Genomic DNA, 18,789 nt, shown 5'->3' with positions numbered 1-18,789 from the left:
GAACAGTTCGCTGGTTTTTTGTTTTAGTGCGGTGGCTTGGGTCAGAGCATCCGCTGGAGGGCGCGAGCCAGCCGCTTGACCCCCTCCTCAATGGTCGCTTCATCGACGCAGGAGAAGCTCAGACGCAGGGTGTTCTGAATTTCGGGGCGCACATAGAAGGGGGCGCCCGGCACGAAGGCTACCTTCTCCTTGATCGCCTCGTCAAACAGGGCCATGGCGCTGATATGAGCCGGCAGGGTCAACCAGAGGAACATGCCCCCTTCCGGTCTGGTGTAGCTGACACCTGGCGGGCAGTGACGAGTCAGGGCGGCTTCCATGGCGGCGCGCTGACGGCCATAGACCTCCTTGATCTTCTCCAGATGGGTATCGAGGGAGTTATCCATCAGGAAGCGGTGCAGCACCTGCTGGCTGAAGGCGTTACTGTGCAAGTCGGTCGCCTGTTTGGCGATGGTCACCTTCTTGCGCAGCCACTCCGGCACCAGCATCCAGCCCAGACGGAAGGCGGGCACCACGGTTTTGGAGAAGGAGCCGAGCAGCACTGTATTGTTTGGCGCCAGCTTGGCAATCGGGGGCAGATGTTCCCCCTCGAAGCGAAGCTCGCCGTAGGGATCATCTTCCACCATCAGGAGCTCGTGGCGCACCAGTCGCTCGGCCAGTGCCTCGCGGTTGGCGCGGCTGTAGGAGACGCCACTCGGGTTCTGGAAGTTGGGGACGCCGTAGAGCAGCTTGGCATTGGAGCCGCTTGCCAGCAGCGCATCCAGCGCCGCCAGATCCAGCCCGGCTTCGCCGAGGGTGATTGGCTTGAAATTCGGTTGATAGACAGAGAAGGCCTGAATGGCGCCCAGATAGCCCGGCTCTTCGATGATGAGATCCTGATCCTCGTCGATCAGCACCTTGCCCAGCAGATCCAGCGCCTGCTGGGAGCCGCTGGTGATGAGGATGTTGTCCGGATTGACCTGCATGCCGTGGCGGGCCAGATAGCGGTCGGCAATGTACTGGCGCAGCGGTGCATACCCTTCGGTCGCCGCATATTGCAGGGCAGCAGCCCCCTGTTCGCGCAGCACATCCTGACAAGCCTGATCGATTGCCTTGACCGGAAACAGGTGAGGATTGGGCAGGCCGCCGGCGAAGGAGATGATCTCCGGATTGGCGGCAACTTTGAGGATTTCACGGATAAAGGAAGGCTCGACCTTCTCGAAGCGCTGGGCAAAAAACGGCTGCATAGGCAATTCTCTCGGCATGTGGGCGGTCGCTCCATTCGACCGCCAGGTTATCCGTTTGTATCAGATTTCAGAAATGAGGCAATGATTGTCACAAAAATCGCTAAAAAAGGGCTGGATTGGCTCTACTGCGGATTATATTGGGCGGTTAGTCGGAGTAGTGATGCCAGTAAGGGGACAGGGGATCGGTCGGCTGGAATATTTGTTGCTCGAAACACTTGCGCCTTGGGCCCATCTTGGGATAATTCGCTCCCCTGTTTTTGCGGTGCGATGAAATAGCGGGCCGCAAGCGATCCCCCGGCGGGATCGGACACCAGATGTATTACCCGGATTGATGAAATAACGAGACCATTATGCCTGTGACCCAAGATGTATTTAACGAAGACGGCAAGTTCATGCGCAAGATCCGCAGCTTTGTCCGTCGCGAAGGCCGCCTGACCAAAAGGCAGGAGAAGGCCCTAGAAGAGCTCTGGCCGGTCATGGGCATCGATTTCGAGCCAAAGCAACTCGATCTGGTCGCACTGTTTGGCCGTGAAGCACCAGTGGTGCTGGAGATCGGCTTTGGCATGGGCGCCTCTCTGGTCGAGATGGCCAAGAATGCCCCCGAGAAGAACTTCATCGGCATCGAAGTGCACTCCCCGGGCGTGGGTGCCTGTCTGGGTACCGCTCAGGAAGCGGGTGTCACCAATCTGAAGGTGATCTGCCACGATGCGGTCGAGGTGCTGGAGCACATGATCCCGAACGGTTCACTCTCCTGCCTGCAGCTCTTCTTCCCGGATCCCTGGCACAAGAGCCGTCACCACAAGCGCCGCATCGTGCAGCCTGCGTTTGCCCAGGACATTCGCCAGAAGCTGGCCATCGGTGGTGTATTCCACATGGCCACCGACTGGGAAAACTATGCCGAGCACATGCTGGAAGTGATGAGCGCTGCCGAGGGTTACGAGAACACCTCCGTGACCGGCAACTGGGTGCCGCGCCCTGACTGGCGTCCGCTGACCAAATTCGAGCAACGTGGCCATCGTCTGGGGCACGGGGTTTGGGATCTGATTTTCAAGCGTGTCAGCTGAGCTGGCACGTCAACACACCTAGCGTATCAACTAACTTGAGGAGCTATCATGGCCAATCGTAGCCGCCGCCTGCGCAAGAAACTGCGCGTCGATGAATTCCAGGAAATGGGTTTCGACATCAGTTTCAACTTCCCGGTCGGCACTGCCGAAGAGACCATCGATGCCGTAGTCGATGCGATGATCGATGAAGTGATCGAGCCCCGCAAACTGGCTTTTGCCGGTTCCGGCCACCTGGCCTGGGAAGGGATGATCTGCACCCAGCAGCTGGGCAAGTGCAGCGAAGAAGACCGTGCCGCCGTCAAATCCTGGCTGGAAGGCAAGGGGATGGAAGCTGTCGTGGTCACCGAACTGTTCGACCTCTGGTACGGCGAACCCGCCTGATACCAGACTCGCTGTGGCAGGCGAGCCGGTGTCGACTGCCTGCCGCAGTCAGATAGACAAATCCCGCCACTGGCGGGATTTTTGTCAGTGGGGATGGGATCTCCACACCCGCATTAGTCATGGAATTGCTTATGGTGTTGTCATCCGAATTACTGGCCAGCATTCTGGAAGAGGTGCGCCCGCTGCTGGGGCACGGCAAGGTGGCCGACTATATTCCTGCGCTGGCGCAGGTGCCGGCCGACCGGCTCGGCATTGCGGTCTGTACCGTGGAGGGGGAGCTGTTCACTGCCGGTGATGCCTTCGAACCCTTCTCCATCCAGAGTATCTCCAAGGCCCTGAGCCTGACGCTGGCACTCACCCTCTATCAGGAGGAGGAGATCTGGGCCCGGGTCGGCAAGGAGCCCTCCGGCCAACCCTTCAACTCGCTGGTTCAGCTCGAGTTCGAGCAGGGGATACCCCGCAACCCCTTTATCAATGCCGGCGCTCTGGTTGTCAACGATCTGCTGGAGACCCGCCTCACTGCACCGCGCCAGCGTACTCTGGAGCTGGCTCGCCGCCTCTCCGGCAATCCGGCCATCATGGCGGATCAGGTCGTCGCCCGCTCCGAATATCAGCACTCGGCCCGCAACGCCGCCATCGCCTATCTGATGAAGGCCTATGGCAACTTCGAAAACGAAGTGGACAAGGTGCTGCAGAGCTATTTCAATGCCTGCGCCATCCGCATGAGTTGCGTCGATCTGGCGCGAACCTTTATCTATCTGGCCAACCGCGGCTTGCCGCTTGGCGAGACAACCCCGCTGCTGCCGGCGCGCACCACCAAGCAGGTCAACGCCCTGCTCGCGACCTGCGGCCTCTATGACGAGGCGGGAGATTTTGCCTACCGGGTGGGCATGCCGGGCAAGTCCGGGGTCGGCGGTGGTATCGTGGCCCTGATCCCGGGAGAATTGTGCGTCTGTGTCTGGTCGCCCGAGCTTAACAAAGCGGGCAATTCGCTGGCAGGGACGGCAGCGCTGGAGTTATTGGCCGAGCGTCTGGGCCGCTCCATTTTTTAACCTTGTTCACTATGAATCGAGAAATCACCATGAAACGACATCTTCGCTTCTTGCAGGCCGCGCTGGCGACCTTGCTGCTCTGGTGTGCCCTGCCCACCTTTGCAGCCGAGTTGCCACCGCTTTCGCTGGCTGATGCCAAGGCCAAACAGGCGGTCATCCTGGATACTCGCGCCAGCTACTTCTATCAGGGGTGGCCCATGGAGGGCGAGAAGCAGGGGGGCCATGTGGCCGGCGCCGAGAACCTCTCCGCCGAGTGGAAATACCGCGATGCGGATTGGCCTGCCGCCCTTGCCATCAAGGGGCTGAAAGCCGACCGCCCGGTCGCACTGTATGGTGCGCCGCGCGAGGTGGCCGAAGTGGCGCGCATGCTGCGCATGCAGGGCATCAAGCAGCTGTTCGAGCTGCAGGGCTGGCAAAGCGCCCCGCGCGAACACCTGGCTCGCTGGCAACAGCTGGTCTATCCGCGCTGGTTGCTCGACCTGCAGGAAGGCCGGCCGGTAGCTGCAGCGCCCAAGGGGGACTGGAAGCTGTTTGAAGTGGATTGGGGTTCACCCAAGGCCTATCTGCTGAGCCATATTCCGGGGGCGGGTTATATCGATACCAACCGTCTGGAAGAGGAGCCGCTGTGGAACAAGGTCTCTGACGAGGCGCTCAAGGCGCTGCTGCTGGAGAACGGCATCCGCCACGACACCACCGTGATCCTCTACGGTCGCAACACCATGGCGGCTGCCCGCGCTGCGCATCTGATGATGTATGCCGGCGTGGAAGATGTCCGCCTGCTGGACGGCGGCCTGGATGCCTGGTTTATCCAGCATCTGCGCACCGAAACCGGCCTGCCCAACAAATATGAGCCGGTGAAGGATTTTGGCGTGGCCATTCCCGCTCACCCCGAGTACTACACCACTTTGGATCAGGCCAAGACCCTGCTCAAGCAGCCCGATAGCGCGCTGGTCAGCGTGCGTACTTGGGACGAGTTTGTCGGCAACACCTCCGGCTACAGCTACATCAAGCCGAAGGGCGATATCCCGGGGGCCAAGTGGGGTCATGGTGGTGTCGATGCCAACAGCATGAGCGACTTCCATAACCCGGACGGCACCATGAAGCCGGCCCGCGAGATCCTCGCCATGTGGGATGAGTGGAACATCGAGCCGACCCAGCAGGCCGCTTTTTATTGCGGTACCGGCTGGCGTGCCTCCGAAGCCTTCTTCTACGCCTGGCTGATGGACTGGAAGCGGATCAGCGTCTACGACGGCGGCTGGTATGAGTGGAGTTCCGATCCCAAGAACCCGACCGTGACCGGCGAGCGCAAGCCTGCCAAGTAACGGATAGAGATCGCATAAAAGGCCGGACAGTTGTCCGGCCTTTTTCATTCTGGCGCCTGACTCATCGCCGTCATAAAGGCTAACTCACTGATTTTTGACGCAGATCCCGTTCCCGAAATCGATGCAAACGGGGCCATGATGTTGAGCTAGGCTTCACTCATCATCCTCGTGGTGAGGGTGCAGAGGGAGGCAAAAGCGGCGATGAAACAACTGATGATGATCCTGATCTGTGCGCTGGGGCTGGTGGCATGCAGCTCCCAATACATCATGAGCACCAAAGACGGCAAGATGATCACCACCGATAGCAAACCCAAGCTGGACGAGAGCACCGGCATGTATCGCTACTACGATACCGAAGGGCGCGAAGTGATGATCAAGAAGGATGATGTCACCCAGATTATGGAGCGTTGAGCCAGCCATGAGATGACAAGGGCTGCCAGTGGCAGCCCTTGCTGTTTTTAAATCCGTGCAAATTGCCGACATTCGCAGCAAATCACTATCAATTCGCTGCTTTTGGCCGCGGGGTACAGCTTCCGTTATGGTTGTTTCACTATCATGACGCTCCATTTTTTATTGGAGGTGTTATGTCCCTGCTCGCTCTCTGGCGTTCCCGTTTTTCCGTTCGTGCCCTGCTGGGAACTGTTCTGCTGGTTGTCGCTACTGCCAGCCATGCCGGTGAAGATCAATTCACCCTCGGTCGCACCATTTTGCTGGGGGCCGGTGATCATGGTGCCACCATTCCCATGGTGATTTGCCGCCAGACCAAATATATCAAGGTGAAGGCAGAGCGTGATTTGACCCTGGATCGAGTCGTCGTCACATATGGCGGTGATCGCACCAAGACGATCTATTTCGATCAGGATATGCGTGGTGATACCGAGACCGGCTGGAAATCCCTTGGCTCGCGCCGCTGTGTAAAGAAAATCGAAGTGTACGGTAATTCCGAGCGCAGCAAGGCCGGCGTGAAAGTATTTGGCCGTAAATAAGCGAAGCGGTTTGTTGGTGTGAAAAACCGGATAAAAAAATAGTGGTGAGCAATGCTCGCCACTATTTTTTATGGCCTGTTCAGAAGTGCGTTATTTCTTTGGCCTAAATGGCTTGATGACGCTTTCGTCGCACTCCAGATAGGGCCCTTCCATCAGGTCGATGCAGTAGGGAATGGCGGGGAAGACCGCATCCAGACACTCGCGGATCGATTTGGGCTTACCCGGCAGGTTGACGATCAGGGTATCGTCGCGCAGGCCAGCCGTTTGGCGCGACAGAATGGCGGTCGGAACAAACTTGAGGGATTCGGCCCGCATCAGCTCGCCAAAGCCCGGCATCATGCGATCGCATACCGCTTCGGTTGCTTCCGGGGTGACGTCCCGTTTGGCCGGGCCGGTGCCGCCAGTGGTGACGATGAGGCAGCACTGCTCCTCGTCCGCCAGCCGGATCAGGGTCGCTTCAATCTGATCCTGCTCATCGGGGATCACCTGATAGACGGGCTCCCACTCCGATGTCAGATAGGCGTTCAGGGTGTCGATGATGGCCTTGCCGGAGAGGTCTTCGTAGATGCCGGCACTGGCGCGATCGCTGACGGTAACGATACCGATTTTTGCCTTGCTCATGGTCTGCTCTTGGATATCCGAAAAAGTGGTAATTAAAATAACATAATCAGTGAGATAAGTTAAATCGCCAGAAAAGCTGAGCCTTCCGGACTAGGATTATCCAGCGTCGAATGAAGCAAAATATCCAGCAACAATTCATTAATCAGCAATAAAAAACAAATTACATCAGACAAAATTTTATAAGTGGCAGGTGGGCCGGATTATAAAAATAATCGTTTGATCCTTAACACAATTAAAATAGAGAGAAGCGGCCAATACCGATAATACCCCGAAGGTCGTCATCAGGCAGATTGAACCCTTTATATTGGCATTGTATACAGAGAAAGAGATGCGCGGGGAATGAGTGCGAGATAGGGATGCAGCACAGGCTGTGCTGCCCGTTGGCGTTGCCTGGGAGGGCATATGGAGTTGCCTGATTTTGACACCCTGAAAGAGCTGGCTGCGAGTGAACCCTCCCGGCTGGATGCCATTCTGGAGCAGCAGATTGAACAGCTGATGGCTCGAGCCAACCCCGAGCAGCGGCGCCGTTTGCGCGGGCTCCAGTTCAAGATTGACGGACAGCGCAGGTTGGCAAAAAACAACCTCGACAGCTGTATCCGCATTGCCAATATGATGCGGGACTCCTTTTATCTGATGGGCAGTGAAATGCGACAATTTCGCGAGGAGGAGATACCTCCGCCTGAAAACGATGGCAGTGGTAAAATAATCCGGCTGATCGACTATAAACGGCCCAAATAATCTGTCGCAATATTTAATATTGAAACTTGATTTGATGGAGAGTGGCAAAATAAGAACCTGCCACTCTCTTTTTATTTGTTATAGGTTTTTATGTTGCTGGTGATGAAATTGTGATGAGGTTTTATTTTATTGGGCCAAAATAGATTATTCAGGGAGTTGTGATAAGGGTGGATGAATAGCGATAAAAGTTAAGCTAATATGGCCAAAATTTATTGCTACGACTCGAAGGGATTATGAGAAGTATCACACCAAGACGGGTGCTGTCGCGGGAGCAACAGACAGAGATCACCCGCATTATCGTCAAGGTGGGGCAGATGCTGGCCCAGTTTGGTGCCGAGAGCCGGATCATCGAGCAGACCACGGTACGCCTTGGCATGGCACTGGGTCTGGAGAGCGTCGAGATGGCTATCTCCTCCAGTGCCATCGTGCTCACCAGCCTCTATCAGGGCAGTTGCGTCACTACCACCCGGCGGGTGCGCGAACACGGCATCAACATGCAGGTGGTGTGCGAGATCCAGCGCATCTGCATCATGGCGGAGAAAGAGCTGATCGGTGCCCGTGAAGTGCGCCTGCGACTCGAAGCTATCGTCCCTTTTCATTACCACCCCTGGCTGGTGGTGCCCATGGTGGGGCTCTCCTGCGGTGCTTTCAGCCTGCTGTTTGGCGGTGACTGGCCCATCTTCGTGGTGACCTGTCTCTCTGCTGCGATCGCGATGCGGGTGCGCCAGCTGATGGCCCGCCATCACCACAGTCCGCTTATCAACTTTGCCGTGACCGGCTTTATCGCCACCCTGCTTGCCTCCAGCGCCACCTTCTTTGGCTGGGGCAGTCAGCCCTACCTCGCAATGGCGGCCAGCGTGCTGCTGCTGGTGCCGGGTTTTCCGCTCATCAATGCCGTCTCCGACATGGTGAAGGGCTACTTCAACATGGGGTTGGCACGCTGGGGCACGGCGACCCTGCTCACCATCAGCGCGGCCATTGGCATTATTCTCGCCATGTCGGTGACCGGGATCTGGGGGTGGAAGGTATGATGGATCTGCTCTGGCTACTGGCCAAGGATGCCTTCTGGTCGGCCATTCCGGCCGTCGGGTTCGCCATGTTGTTCAACGTGCCGCCGCGAATGCTGAAGTACTGCGCCATGGGTGGTGCGCTGGCCCACAGTCTGCGAACCCTGCTTATCCATTACGGCATGCCTATCGAGTGGGCAACCCTGACTGCATCGACCACCGTGGGCTTTGTCTGCGTCTACTGGTCGCGCCGTTTGCTGGCGCCGCGCCCGGTGTTCAGCGTTGCCTCCATCATCCCGATGATCCCGGGTAGCTACGCCTTCAAGACCATGATCGCTGTGGTGGAGCTCAACATCAACGGCGTGACCATGAACTTGCTCCAGAGCGCAGTGGAGAACGGCCTCAAGGCGCTCTTTATCGTGGGAGCCCTCAGTTTCGGTTTGGCGATCCCCTCCCTGGTCGTGTACCGTAACCGCCCCATAATCTGACGGATGGTGAGAAGCCCAATGAAGATTTCCATGATTGCCGCCATGGCCCACGATCGGGTGATCGGCAAGGACAACCAGATGCCTTGGCACATGCCGGCCGATCTGGCCCACTTCAAGCGGGTCACCCTTGGCAAGCCGGTATTGATGGGGCGCAAGACCTTCGAATCCATCGGTCGTCCGCTGCCCGGTCGCCGTAATCTGGTGATCAGCCGCAATCCCGTCTATCAGGCCGACGGTATCGAGGTGGTGGGTTCCGTCGAGGCGGCGTTGGCGCTGCTGGCCGACAACGAAGTGGCGGAAGTGATGGTGATCGGGGGCGGGCACCTCTATGCCGAGTTGCTGCCCAAGGCCGATTGCCTCTATCTGACTCGCATCGAGCTGGAGGTGGAAGGGGATACCCGCTTCCCTGCCTTTGCGGATGAGCAGTGGCAGTGTGTCGAGCGTGAAGCTCACCAGGCCGACGAGAAGAATCCGCACCCTTACAGTTTCGAAACCTGGCTGCGCAAGTAACGTCTCATGACACAAACAACAAGGGCACCTTCTGGTGCCCTTGTTGTTATGGGGGTTCAGATACCCGACCCGCCGTTTTCAGCGCTCTCTTCGTGCAGGCCGCACTCGCGCTTGAGGCCGAAGAAGCGGGTCTGCTCCTCGCTCATGCCCGGCTCCCACCTGGTGGTGGTGTGTACGTCGCCCACCGAGAGGTAACCCTGCTCCCACAAGGGGTGGTAGGGGAGGTCGAACTCTTTGAGGTAGTAGTGCACATCCTTGTTGCTCCAGTCGATCACCGGCAGGAACTTGAAGCGGCCGCGCTGGATGGCCAGTACCGGCAATCCTTGGCGGCTGCCCGATTGCTCGCGGCGCAGCCCCGAGAACCAGGTGCGGGCCCCCAGCTCCTGCAGGGCGCGCTCCATGGGTTCGACCTTGTTGAGCTGGTTGTAGCGGGTGATCCCCTCGACGCCCTGCTCCCAAAGCTTGCCATAACGCGCCTCCTGCCAGGCCGGGGTTAGCGCCGCCCGGTAGGTTTGCAGGTTGAGCCCAAGACGCTCGGTCAGCTCGTCGATAAAGCGGTAAGTCTCGGGGAAGAGATAACCGGTATCGGTCAGCACCACCGGAATCTGCGGTTGCTCGCGGCTCACCAGATGCAGCATCAGCGCCGCCTGAATGCCAAAGCTTGACGACAGGATATGGCCACCCGGCAGGTTGGCCAGCGCCCAGCGTACCCGCTCGGCAGCACTCATCTGCTCCAGCTCCCGGTTATGGGGAGCCAGTGCCTCAATCTGTTCGTCCCGGGTCAGGGTCAGCAGGTGGTCGAGATCGAGAGTCATGATATCCCCTCAGGCGGCGTAGAAGTCGATGGCCGAGTTGACCACAGGTGCGACGATACCAGCACGGATAACGAAGTCGCCGAAGCACTCGCCCGGGTTGCGATCCTTGGCCCAGCGGCCGATCAGGGCATCCAGCTCGGCCAGGATCTGCGGCTCGGTAATGTTCTCCCGGTACATTCGCGGGATACGCGTCCCTTCGAGGTTGCCGCCCAGATGCAGGTTGTAGCGGCCGGGCGCCTTGCCCACCAGACCTACTTCCGCCAGCATGGCGCGGCCGCAGCCGTTGGGGCAACCGGTGACCCGGAAGACGATGGCATCGTTCGCCAGCTCGTGCTTGGCCAGCAGCCCTTCAAGTTCGGTGACGAAAGCGGGCAACATGCGCTCCGCCTCGGCCATCGCCAGCGGGCAGGTGGGCAGGGCCACGCAGGCCATCGACTGCTTGCGCTGCTCGCTGACGCCGTCATCCAGCAGGCCGTACTGGCGTGCCAGCCCTTCGATGCGGGCCTTCTCGCCAGCCGGAACGCCTGCGATGATCAGGTTCTGGTTGGCGGTCAGGCGAAAATCCCCCTGATGCACCTTGGCGATCTCCAGCATGCCAGTCTTGAGCGGCTTGCCCGGGAAGTCGAGCAGGCGGCCGTTCTCGATAAACAGGGTGAGGTGGTGCTTGCCGTCGATCCCTTCGACCCAGCCGAAGCGATCGCCACGGCTGGTGAACTCATAGGGACGCACTTCGCCAAACTGGATGCCGGCACGGCTCTCCACCTCGGCCTTGAACGCTTCGACGCCAACACGTTCGAGGGTGTACTTGGTCTTGGCGTTCTTGCGGTTGACCCGGTTGCCCCAGTCGCGCTGGGTGCTGACCACGGCAGCCGCCACCTCCAGCACGTGGGAGAGCGGAATAAAGCCAAAGTCGCTGGCCTTGCGTGGATAGGTGCTGGTGTCGCCGTGGGTCATGGCCAGGCCACCGCCCACCAGCACGTTGAAGCCCACGAGCTTGCCGTGTTCGGCAATCGCCACGAAGTTGAGATCGTTGGCATGGATATCCACGTCGTTGTGAGGCGGGATCACCACAGTGGTCTTGAATTTGCGCGGCAGGTAGTTGGAACCCAGGATCGGCTCCTCGTCCTGCCCCAGTTTTTCACCGTCCAGCCAGATCTCCACGTAGGCGCGGGTCTTGGGCAGCAGATGCTCGGAGATCTTCTTGGCCCACTCGTAGGCTTCCTGATGCAGCTCGGACTCCACCGGGTTGCTGGTGCAGAGCACGTTGCGGTTCACGTCGCCCGCAGTGGCGATGGAGTCGATGCCGGTGCTGTTGAGAGTCTGGTGCATCAGCTTGATGTTGCGCTTCAATACCCCGTGAAACTGGAAGGTCTGCCGGGTGGTGAGACGGATACTGCCATAGAGGGTGTTCTCTTCGGCGAACTTGTCGATCACCTGCCACTGAGCCGGAGTAATGATGCCGCCGGGCAGACGGGCACGCAGCATGACGTTGTGCAGCGGCTCCAGCTTTTGCGCCGCGCGCTCCGGGCGGATATCGCGGTCATCCTGCTGGTACATGCCGTGGAAGCGGATCAGCTGGAAGTTGTCGCCGTTGAAGCCGCCGGTGAGCGGATCCTGCAGATCCTGTTCTATGGTGCCGCGCAGAAAGTTGCTTTCGCGTTTGAGGCGCTCGTTGTCGGCCAGCGGTCCTTCGACCGGTCCCGCTTTTGGGTGAGAAAGAGGTTGTTTGCTCATCAATAGACATCCCTTTGATAACGTTTGGCACGACGCAATTCGCTCAAATACTCTTCTGCTTCCTCACGGCTCTTGTGACCGTGTTCGGCAATCACATCCAGCAGGGTCTCCTGCACATCCTTGGCCATCTTGTTGGCATCACCACACACATAGAAGTGAGCGCCTGCTTCCAGCCACTGATAGAGCTCCTGGCCCGCTTCGCGCAGGCGGTCCTGCACATAAATCTTGTGGGCCTGATCCCGACTGAAGGCCAGCGAGATCTTCGACAGCAGCCCCGATTTCACATAACGCTGCCACTCCACCTGATAGAGGAAATCCTGGGTAAAGTGGGGGTTGCCGAAGAAGAGCCAGTTCTTGCCCGAGGCCCCGATGGCTTCCCGCTCCTGCATAAAGGCGCGGAACGGGGCGATGCCGGTACCCGGGCCCACCATGATGACGGGGGTATCGGGATTGGCGGGCAGGCGGAAGTTGTCGTTGTGCTCGACAAACACCCGTACCTCGGCGCCCTCTTCAAGGCGATCAGCGAGGAACGAAGAGGCGCCGCCACTGCGCACCGTGCCGTCCTCTTGCGGATAGCGCACCACCCCGACGGTCAGGTGCACCTCCTCTTCCACTTCGCGCTGGCTTGATGCAATGGAGTAGAGGCGCGGGGTGAGGGGGCGCAGCAGGCCGATGAGCTGCTCGGCCGTGAGGTCGGTTGGGAAGCGCTTCAGTACATCCACAATCTGGGCTGAAGCGACCAGCGCATTGACCTGAGCCTTATCGCCGGCCAGATCTTTCAGCGCCGCGTTGCCTGATATGTCAGCAAGTCCTGTGATAAAGCCACCGTGCAACCGGGTCAGTTCGAAGTGACCGGTCAGGGCTGCACGCAAGGTGCCGTGGGCCGTGGCTTCATCGCCGGAGAGGCCGGTCAGGGCCTGCACTTCATTAACCAGCTCGGCATCGTTGTCAAACCAGATGCCGAGGGCATCCCCCGGTTGGTAGCTGAGGCCAGACTCTTCAAGGTTGATCTCGATGTGGCGGATATCCTTGGTGGAATCTCGGCCGGTGATCTTCTGATTGACCGACAGGCGGGCAGGGAAGGGGTTCTCCTTGCTGTACTGGCTGTGACCAACCGCCTGCTGCTCCGCGTTGGCCACGCTGCTGCTTGCCGCTCCGGTGGAGAGGGTCGCGGCAATGGCGTTGATGGCCTGCTCGCCCCAGCTCCTGGCGGCATCCTGATAATCCACATCGAGGCTGGTGAGTTCCTGAATGCGCTCGGCCCCAGCTTTGGCGAGGAAGTCGTCAAAATCTTTGCCGGTCTGGCAGAAAAATTCGTAGGAGCTGTCACCCAGCCCCAGCACGGCGAACTTGAGGCCCTCGAGTTTACCTATCTTGCCTTTCTTCAGCTGGTCGTGGAGGTCGACGGCACTCTCAGGCGGTTCACCCTCCCCGTAAGTGCTCACTACCACCAGCAGGTGGCTCTCTTTCTTGAGCTGCTTGGGTTTGTAGTCTGCCATCGACGCGAGGGTGACGGGTAGGCCACGGGCCTCGGCCTGCGCCTTGATGGCACTGGCGACACCTTTGGCGTTGCCGGTCTGGGAGCCGTAGAGAATGGTCAGGCTGCCACTGGGCGAAGACACAGCCGCACCGGTCACGGCAGGCTGCAAGCCGCTCTGGGAGAGCCCGTAGAGATAACCGCTCACCCAGGCAAGCTGCTGGGTATTGAGGGTGGCGAGCGCCTGGCTTAGCTGGCGTTGCTGCTCGTCGGAGAGGGGAGTCAGGTTGATCAGGGAGTCCTTCAATTGCATCACACACGTCTTCCATGGTCTGAGTTGTGGTCAGGTTAAGGTGTGTGATGGATAGCAACAAAGAATAAAAATTTAACCTTTATTCCATTATTGCATTTAGAAAGGTATGCAGTGGCAAACGGGATAAAAAAACGCCCCGCAGTGGCGGGGCGTTTTCAAGCTATCGCGTTCGGGATGGCTCCCGGCGGGCATGAACCTTACTTCTGCGGACGCAGAGCCGGGAACAGGATGACGTCGCGGATGGTGTGGCTGTTGGTGAACAGCATCACCAGACGGTCGATACCGATACCCTGACCGGCAGTCGGCGGCAGACCGTGCTCCAGCGCGGTCACGAAGTCGGCGTCGTAGAACATGGCTTCGTCATCGCCTGCGGCTTTCTGGTCAACCTGAGCCTGGAAGCGTTCGGCCTGATCTTCTGCATCGTTCAGCTCGGAGAAGCCGTTGGCCAGCTCGCGGCCACCGATGAAGAACTCGAAGCGGTCGGTTACATCCGGGTTCACGTCGTTGCGACGGGCCAGCGGAGAAACGGCAGCCGGGTACTCGGTGATGAAGGTCGGTTGCAGCAGCATGTGTTCAACGGTCTCTTCGAAGATCGCGGTGATCACGTGGCCCAGTTCCCAGCTCTTCATCAGCTCGATCTTCAGGCGCTTGGCGACGGCAGTCGCCTTCTCCAGAGTGGCCAGATCGTCACGGGTCACATCCGGGTTGTACTTCAGGATGGAGTCAACCATGGAGAGGCGCTGGAATGGCTGGCCGAAATCGATGGTCAGACCCTCTTCGCCCTCTTTGGCGTAACGGATCTTGGTGTCGCCCAGAATGTCCTGTGCCAGAGTGCGCAGCATCTCTTCGGTCAGGTCCATCAGGTCGATGTAGTCGGCGTAGGCCATATAGAACTCGAGCATGGTGAACTCGGGGTTATGGCGAACGGAGATACCTTCGTTACGGAAGTTGCGGTTGATCTCGTAGACACGCTCGAAACCACCCACCACCAGACGCTTCAGATAGAGTTCCGGAGCGATACGCAGGTACATGTCGATGTCCAGCGCATTGTGGTGAGTGATGAACGGACGGGCAGAAGCGCCACCCGGGATGACTTGCATCATGGGGGTTTCCACTTCCATGAAACGCTTGTCGTTCAGGAACTTGCGGATACCGGCAACCACTTTGGTACGGGTCACGAAGGTCTTGCGGGACTCTTCGTTGGCGATCAGGTCCAGATAACGCTGACGGCAGCGAGCTTCCTGGTCGGTCAGACCCTTGTGCTTCTCGGGCAGCGGACGCAGTGCCTTGGTCAGCAGACGGATGTCGGAGACATGGATGGAGAGTTCACCGGTCTGGGTCTTGAACAGAGTACCTTCGACACCCACGATGTCGCCCAGATCCCACTTCTTGAACTGCTCGTTGTAGAAACCTTCCGGCAGGTCGTCGCGAGTGACGTAGACCTGGATCTTGCCGGCCATGTCCTGCAGGGTGGCGAAAGAAGCCTTGCCCATGATCCGGCGGGTCATGATGCGACCGGCAATCTTCACCCGTTTACCCAGGCTCGTCAGCTCCTCGGCGCTCTTGTCGCCAAACTCTGCCTGCAGATCGCCGGAGAGGCTGTCACGACGGAAGTCGTTGGGGAAAGGATTGCCCTGGGCGCGCAGGGCGGCCAGCTTGGAACGACGCTCAGTCATCTCGTTGTTGAGTTCGAGTGTTTGATCGACTTCCGGAGTGATGGTTTGTTCAGACATGGTGATTCCTGCTTGTTTACAGACCTGATTTCAGGCTGGCTTCGATAAACTTGTCCAAGTCACCGTCGAGCACCGATTGGGTATTACGGGTTTCGACGCCGGTGCGCAGATCCTTGATACGGGAGTCATCCAGCACATAGGAACGGATCTGGCTGCCCCATCCGATATCGGACTTGGTCTCTTCCAGGGCTTGTTTTTCGGCATTCTGCTTCTGAATTTCCAGCTCATAGAGCTTGGCTTTCAGCTGCTTCATACACTGGTCTTTGTTTTTGTGCTGGGATCGGTCGTTCTGGCACTGTACCACGACACCGGTCGGAACGTGGGTAATACGCACCGCAGATTCGGTACGGTTAACGTGCTGACCACCGGCACCGGAGGCGCGGTAGACGTCGATACGCAGGTCGGCGGGGTTGATATCGATTTCGATATCGTCGTCGATTTCCGGGTAGACGAACACAGAACAGAAAGAGGTGTGACGGCGGCCGCCCGAGTCGAACGGGGACTTGCGTACCAGACGGTGCACGCCGGTTTCAGTACGCAGCCAGCCGAAGGCATATTCGCCGGTGAACTTGATGGTGGCGGACTTGATGCCGGCCACGTCGCCCTCGGAGCATTCAATCAGCTCGGGCTTGTAACCGTGGGCATCGCCCCAGCGCAGGTACATGCGCAGCACCATGTTGGCCCAATCCTGCGCTTCGGTACCACCGGAGCCGGATTGAATATCGATATAGCAGTCGGAGCCGTCGTGCTGGCCGGAGAACATGCGGCGGAACTCGAGGTTCACCAGCTTGGCTTCCAGTTGCTCGGATTCGGCGATGGCTTCGTTGAAGGTCTCTTCGTCTTCCCCTTCCACGGCCAGGCTGACCAGCATCTCGACGTCATCAACACCCTGGGTCAAGGTGTCGATGGTGCCGACTACGTTTTCCAGCGCTACGCGCTCTTTGCCCAGCGCCTGTGCGCGCTCGGGTTCATTCCATACATCCGGCTGTTCCAGCTCGGCATTGACCTCTTCCAGACGCTCTTTCTTGGCGTCATAGTCAAAGGTACCCCCTAAGAAGCTCGGTCCGCTCAGACAGCTCCTTAAGTTTATTTAAAACGGGATTAACTTCGAACATCGTGAAAACTCTCAGGATCGATGTGATTTGAAAACGGGTCATTCTAGCCAATTGTGGAAGGAATAAACAGGGTTGCCTGAGTTTACGCGCGCCAGGTGAGCAATTTCTGATGCAGTTTTCCGCGCATCGGGAGAAAATATCGCCCGTCGATCCATTTTCCTGTTCAGTTTTGGAGCAGGGGGTCGCTAATGACTACTAGCGTTCGGTGTACATACGAGATAACTGCTTCCTAACCTCAAATAAGAAGAACAGATGATGAAAAACCTATCACTCAAGCAGAAGATACTGTTGTCGGTGGTGATTGCCCTTTCCTTGGTGATCCTGCTGCTCTCCTGGCAGAGCTATAGCAGCCAGAAAAACCTGTTGCTGCAGGGCAGCCAGGAGCAGGTTCAGCGTCTTGGCAACCAGCAGGCCACCAGCGTCAGCGACTGGCTCGCAGCCCGCCGCGACGTCATTCAGGCACTGGGCAGCAAGGCGGGAGCCGAGCCCCTCAACGCCCTGCAACAGGCCCAGGTTTCCGGCCGCTTCCAGCTCACCTATTTTGGCGAGAGCAGCGGCAAGATGAACGACTCCGATCCCTCCATCAACCGCAGTGGCTATGACCCGCGCTCCCGTGGCTGGTATCAGGAAGCCATGGCCAAGGGTGGTCTCATCGTGACCAAACCCTATCTGGATGTAGCCTACAACATCATGGTAGTGACTCTGGCCCAGCCGGTGTCTGGCGGCGTAGTGGGGGGCGACCTCTCCATCGCCTCGCTGGTGGAAGACGTCACCAAGATGAAACTGCCGGCCGACGGCTTTGCCATCATGATGCACAAGGATGGTACCGTCATCGCCTACAAGGATGCCGCCAAGGCGATGAAGCCAGCCACCGAGATCGACAACGATCTGACCAATGCCCTGATCGATCAGAGCAAGGCGAGTCAGGGGCTGGTACCGGCATACTTCGAAAACGAAGGGCGTGACAAGCTGCTGTGGGCGACCGACATCCCCGATACCGACTGGGAGCTGGTACTGGTGCTGGACAAGGATACCCTTGAGGCGCCGCTCTCCTCCCTGCTGATGACCCAGCTCGGTCTGGCGCTGCTGGTGCTGGTGGGCAGCATCCTCGCCATCTCCTGGCTGGTCAGCATGCTGCTTGGCCCGCTCAGCAAGGTATCCCAGGCTCTGGCTCGCATCGCCGACGGTAATGGCGATCTGACCCAGCGCATCAAGATCGACGCCAACGATGAAGTGGGTCAGCTGGCCAACAGCTTCAACCGCTTCGTCGGCAGCCAGCACCAGCTGATCGCCAATATCCGCCAGCTCGCCAATGAGCTGAACGCCGATGCCGAGCGCAGTCTGGTGACCAACCAGGCTGCCGTGGACGAGCTGCAGCGTCAGCAGCAGGAGGTGACTATGGTCGCCACTGCGGTCACCGAGATGGCGAGCGCCACCATGGAGATCGCTGGCAACGCCGAAAACACCGCCGCCGCCGCCCAGCAATCGACCATGAGCAGCGAGCAGGGCAAGAAGCTGGTGCACAAGACTCGCGCCTCCATCAACAATCTGGCGCAAGAGGTGGGGCAGGCCACCGAGGTTATCGGCGAGCTGAGCCGTCATGCTCAGGCCATCTCCGGCATTCTCTCCACCATTCAGGGCATTGCCGAGCAGACCAACCTGCTGGCACTGAACGCCGCCATCGAAGCGGCTCGTGCCGGTGAGCAGGGCCGCGGCTTTGCCGTGGTGGCCGATGAGGTGCGGGTGCTCTCCAAGCGTACCCAGGACTCCACCCAGGAGATCCACGCCACCATCGAGACCCTGCAGCAGACTACTGCCCGCGCGGTAAGCCTGATGCAGACCAGTCAGGGGCTGGCGGACAACAGCGTACAGGATGCCGATGCCGCCGCCGCTGCGCTGGAGGAGATCACCCAGGCCGTATCGCTCATCTCCGACATGGCTGGCCAGATCGCCACCGCTGCCGAGGAGCAGACTCAGGTCACCGGCGAGATCACCCAGAACACCACCGCCATCAAGGATGTGAGTGACGAGATCACCGCCGCCGCGATGCGCGATCTGGATCAGGCCGAGAGCCTCAAGGGGCGGGCAACCGACCTCAACAAGCAGGTCTCGACCTTTATCCTGTAAGTTCTGAATCGCGGCGAGCACGGCCGCCCGGGAAAGCCCCGCACTCTGCCGAGTGCGGGGCTTTTTATTTACCTATCTCGCAG

Annotated in this window: 18 protein-coding genes; 11 read left to right on the top strand and 7 right to left on the bottom strand. The window is 58.9% G+C overall.

The features are described 5' to 3' along the window. Nucleotides 1-41 precede the first annotated feature (41 nt). A complete protein-coding gene (locus WE862_RS20540; protein WP_042029868.1) occupies nucleotides 42-1,223 on the bottom strand; it encodes a PLP-dependent aminotransferase family protein in 1,182 nt (393 codons plus the stop codon). Between the two features lie 350 nt (nucleotides 1,224-1,573). Between WE862_RS20540 and trmB the strand changes: the two genes are divergently transcribed. From trmB to WE862_RS20510, 6 genes are all read left to right on the top strand, one after another. Next, nucleotides 1,574-2,287, top strand: coding sequence for a tRNA (guanosine(46)-N7)-methyltransferase TrmB (trmB, locus tag WE862_RS20535; protein WP_042029866.1), 714 nt, complete (start codon nucleotides 1,574-1,576; stop codon nucleotides 2,285-2,287). 48 nt (nucleotides 2,288-2,335) lie between these two features. Further along, complete coding sequence (locus WE862_RS20530) at nucleotides 2,336-2,668, top strand: YggL family protein (RefSeq protein WP_033112740.1); 333 nt, start codon at nucleotides 2,336-2,338, stop codon at nucleotides 2,666-2,668. A gap of 131 nt (nucleotides 2,669-2,799) precedes the next feature. After that, nucleotides 2,800-3,720: a glutaminase B gene (gene glsB, locus WE862_RS20525; RefSeq protein ID WP_033112739.1), complete on the top strand. Its 921-nt coding sequence runs from the start codon at nucleotides 2,800-2,802 to the stop codon at nucleotides 3,718-3,720. Nucleotides 3,721-3,749: 29 nt separating this feature from the next. Beyond that, nucleotides 3,750-5,042 (top strand): sulfurtransferase, encoded by a 1,293-nt coding sequence (locus WE862_RS20520; protein WP_042029865.1) that lies wholly within the window; start codon nucleotides 3,750-3,752, stop codon nucleotides 5,040-5,042. A gap of 201 nt (nucleotides 5,043-5,243) precedes the next feature. Then, a complete protein-coding gene (locus WE862_RS20515; protein ID WP_033112737.1) occupies nucleotides 5,244-5,453 on the top strand; it encodes a YgdI/YgdR family lipoprotein in 210 nt (69 codons plus the stop codon). 173 nt (nucleotides 5,454-5,626) lie between these two features. After that, nucleotides 5,627-6,028, top strand: a complete 402-nt coding sequence (locus WE862_RS20510) for a DUF2541 family protein (RefSeq protein WP_033112736.1) — start codon at nucleotides 5,627-5,629, stop codon at nucleotides 6,026-6,028. A 90-nt stretch (nucleotides 6,029-6,118) separates the two neighbouring features. Here WE862_RS20510 and mog read toward each other — a convergent pair whose 3' ends face one another. After that, nucleotides 6,119-6,649, bottom strand: a complete 531-nt coding sequence (mog, locus tag WE862_RS20505; protein ID WP_042029864.1) for a molybdopterin adenylyltransferase — start codon at nucleotides 6,647-6,649, stop codon at nucleotides 6,119-6,121. 402 nt (nucleotides 6,650-7,051) lie between these two features. Between mog and WE862_RS20500 the strand changes: the two genes are divergently transcribed. The 4 genes from WE862_RS20500 to folA all read left to right on the top strand — a co-directional run bounded on the left by WE862_RS20500 (nucleotide 7,052) and on the right by folA (nucleotide 9,392). After that, complete coding sequence (locus WE862_RS20500; RefSeq protein WP_042029863.1) at nucleotides 7,052-7,387, top strand: DUF3135 domain-containing protein; 336 nt, start codon at nucleotides 7,052-7,054, stop codon at nucleotides 7,385-7,387. A gap of 233 nt (nucleotides 7,388-7,620) precedes the next feature. After that, nucleotides 7,621-8,418 (top strand): threonine/serine exporter family protein, encoded by a 798-nt coding sequence (locus WE862_RS20495; protein WP_042029862.1) that lies wholly within the window; start codon nucleotides 7,621-7,623, stop codon nucleotides 8,416-8,418. Next, entirely contained in the window at nucleotides 8,415-8,882 is a 468-nt protein-coding gene (locus WE862_RS20490; RefSeq protein WP_042029861.1) for a threonine/serine exporter family protein, read from the top strand. The genes WE862_RS20495 and WE862_RS20490 overlap by 4 nt, the downstream gene beginning before the upstream one ends. An 18-nt stretch (nucleotides 8,883-8,900) precedes the next feature. Beyond that, the gene (folA, locus tag WE862_RS20485) at nucleotides 8,901-9,392 is read left to right on the top strand and encodes a type 3 dihydrofolate reductase (protein WP_042029858.1); all 492 of its coding nucleotides are present in this window, start codon (nucleotides 8,901-8,903) and stop codon (nucleotides 9,390-9,392) included. Between the two features lie 56 nt (nucleotides 9,393-9,448). Here folA and WE862_RS20480 read toward each other — a convergent pair whose 3' ends face one another. From WE862_RS20480 to prfB, 5 genes are all read right to left on the bottom strand, one after another. Beyond that, complete coding sequence (locus WE862_RS20480) at nucleotides 9,449-10,210, bottom strand: phosphoadenylyl-sulfate reductase (protein WP_198493564.1); 762 nt, start codon at nucleotides 10,208-10,210, stop codon at nucleotides 9,449-9,451. Nucleotides 10,211-10,216: 6 nt separating this feature from the next. Next, nucleotides 10,217-11,941, bottom strand: coding sequence for an assimilatory sulfite reductase (NADPH) hemoprotein subunit (gene cysI / locus WE862_RS20475; protein ID WP_042029855.1), 1,725 nt, complete (start codon nucleotides 11,939-11,941; stop codon nucleotides 10,217-10,219). Further along, nucleotides 11,941-13,731, bottom strand: coding sequence for an assimilatory sulfite reductase (NADPH) flavoprotein subunit (locus WE862_RS20470; RefSeq protein WP_042029852.1), 1,791 nt, complete (start codon nucleotides 13,729-13,731; stop codon nucleotides 11,941-11,943). The genes cysI and WE862_RS20470 overlap by 1 nt, the downstream gene beginning before the upstream one ends. A 197-nt stretch (nucleotides 13,732-13,928) precedes the next feature. Next, entirely contained in the window at nucleotides 13,929-15,464 is a 1,536-nt protein-coding gene (gene lysS / locus WE862_RS20465; RefSeq protein WP_033112728.1) for a lysine--tRNA ligase, read from the bottom strand. A gap of 16 nt (nucleotides 15,465-15,480) precedes the next feature. Next, a protein-coding gene (prfB, locus tag WE862_RS20460; RefSeq protein WP_339058669.1) for a peptide chain release factor 2 occupies nucleotides 15,481-16,579 on the bottom strand; the annotation gives its coding sequence in 2 pieces (ribosomal slippage) (nucleotides 15,481-16,503 and nucleotides 16,505-16,579; 1,098 coding nt in all). A gap of 255 nt (nucleotides 16,580-16,834) precedes the next feature. On the opposite strand from prfB, the gene WE862_RS20455 reads away from it, so the two are divergent. Next, nucleotides 16,835-18,706 (top strand): methyl-accepting chemotaxis protein, encoded by a 1,872-nt coding sequence (locus WE862_RS20455; protein WP_042029851.1) that lies wholly within the window; start codon nucleotides 16,835-16,837, stop codon nucleotides 18,704-18,706. Nucleotides 18,707-18,789: the final 83 nt, after the last annotated feature.

It is taken from the genome of Aeromonas jandaei (assembly GCF_037890695.1).
GTDB classification, from domain to species: Bacteria; Pseudomonadota; Gammaproteobacteria; order Enterobacterales; family Aeromonadaceae; genus Aeromonas; species Aeromonas jandaei.
The sequence above is the reverse complement of the archived record's forward strand: the minus strand, read 5'-3'. Positions and strand labels throughout refer to the sequence as shown.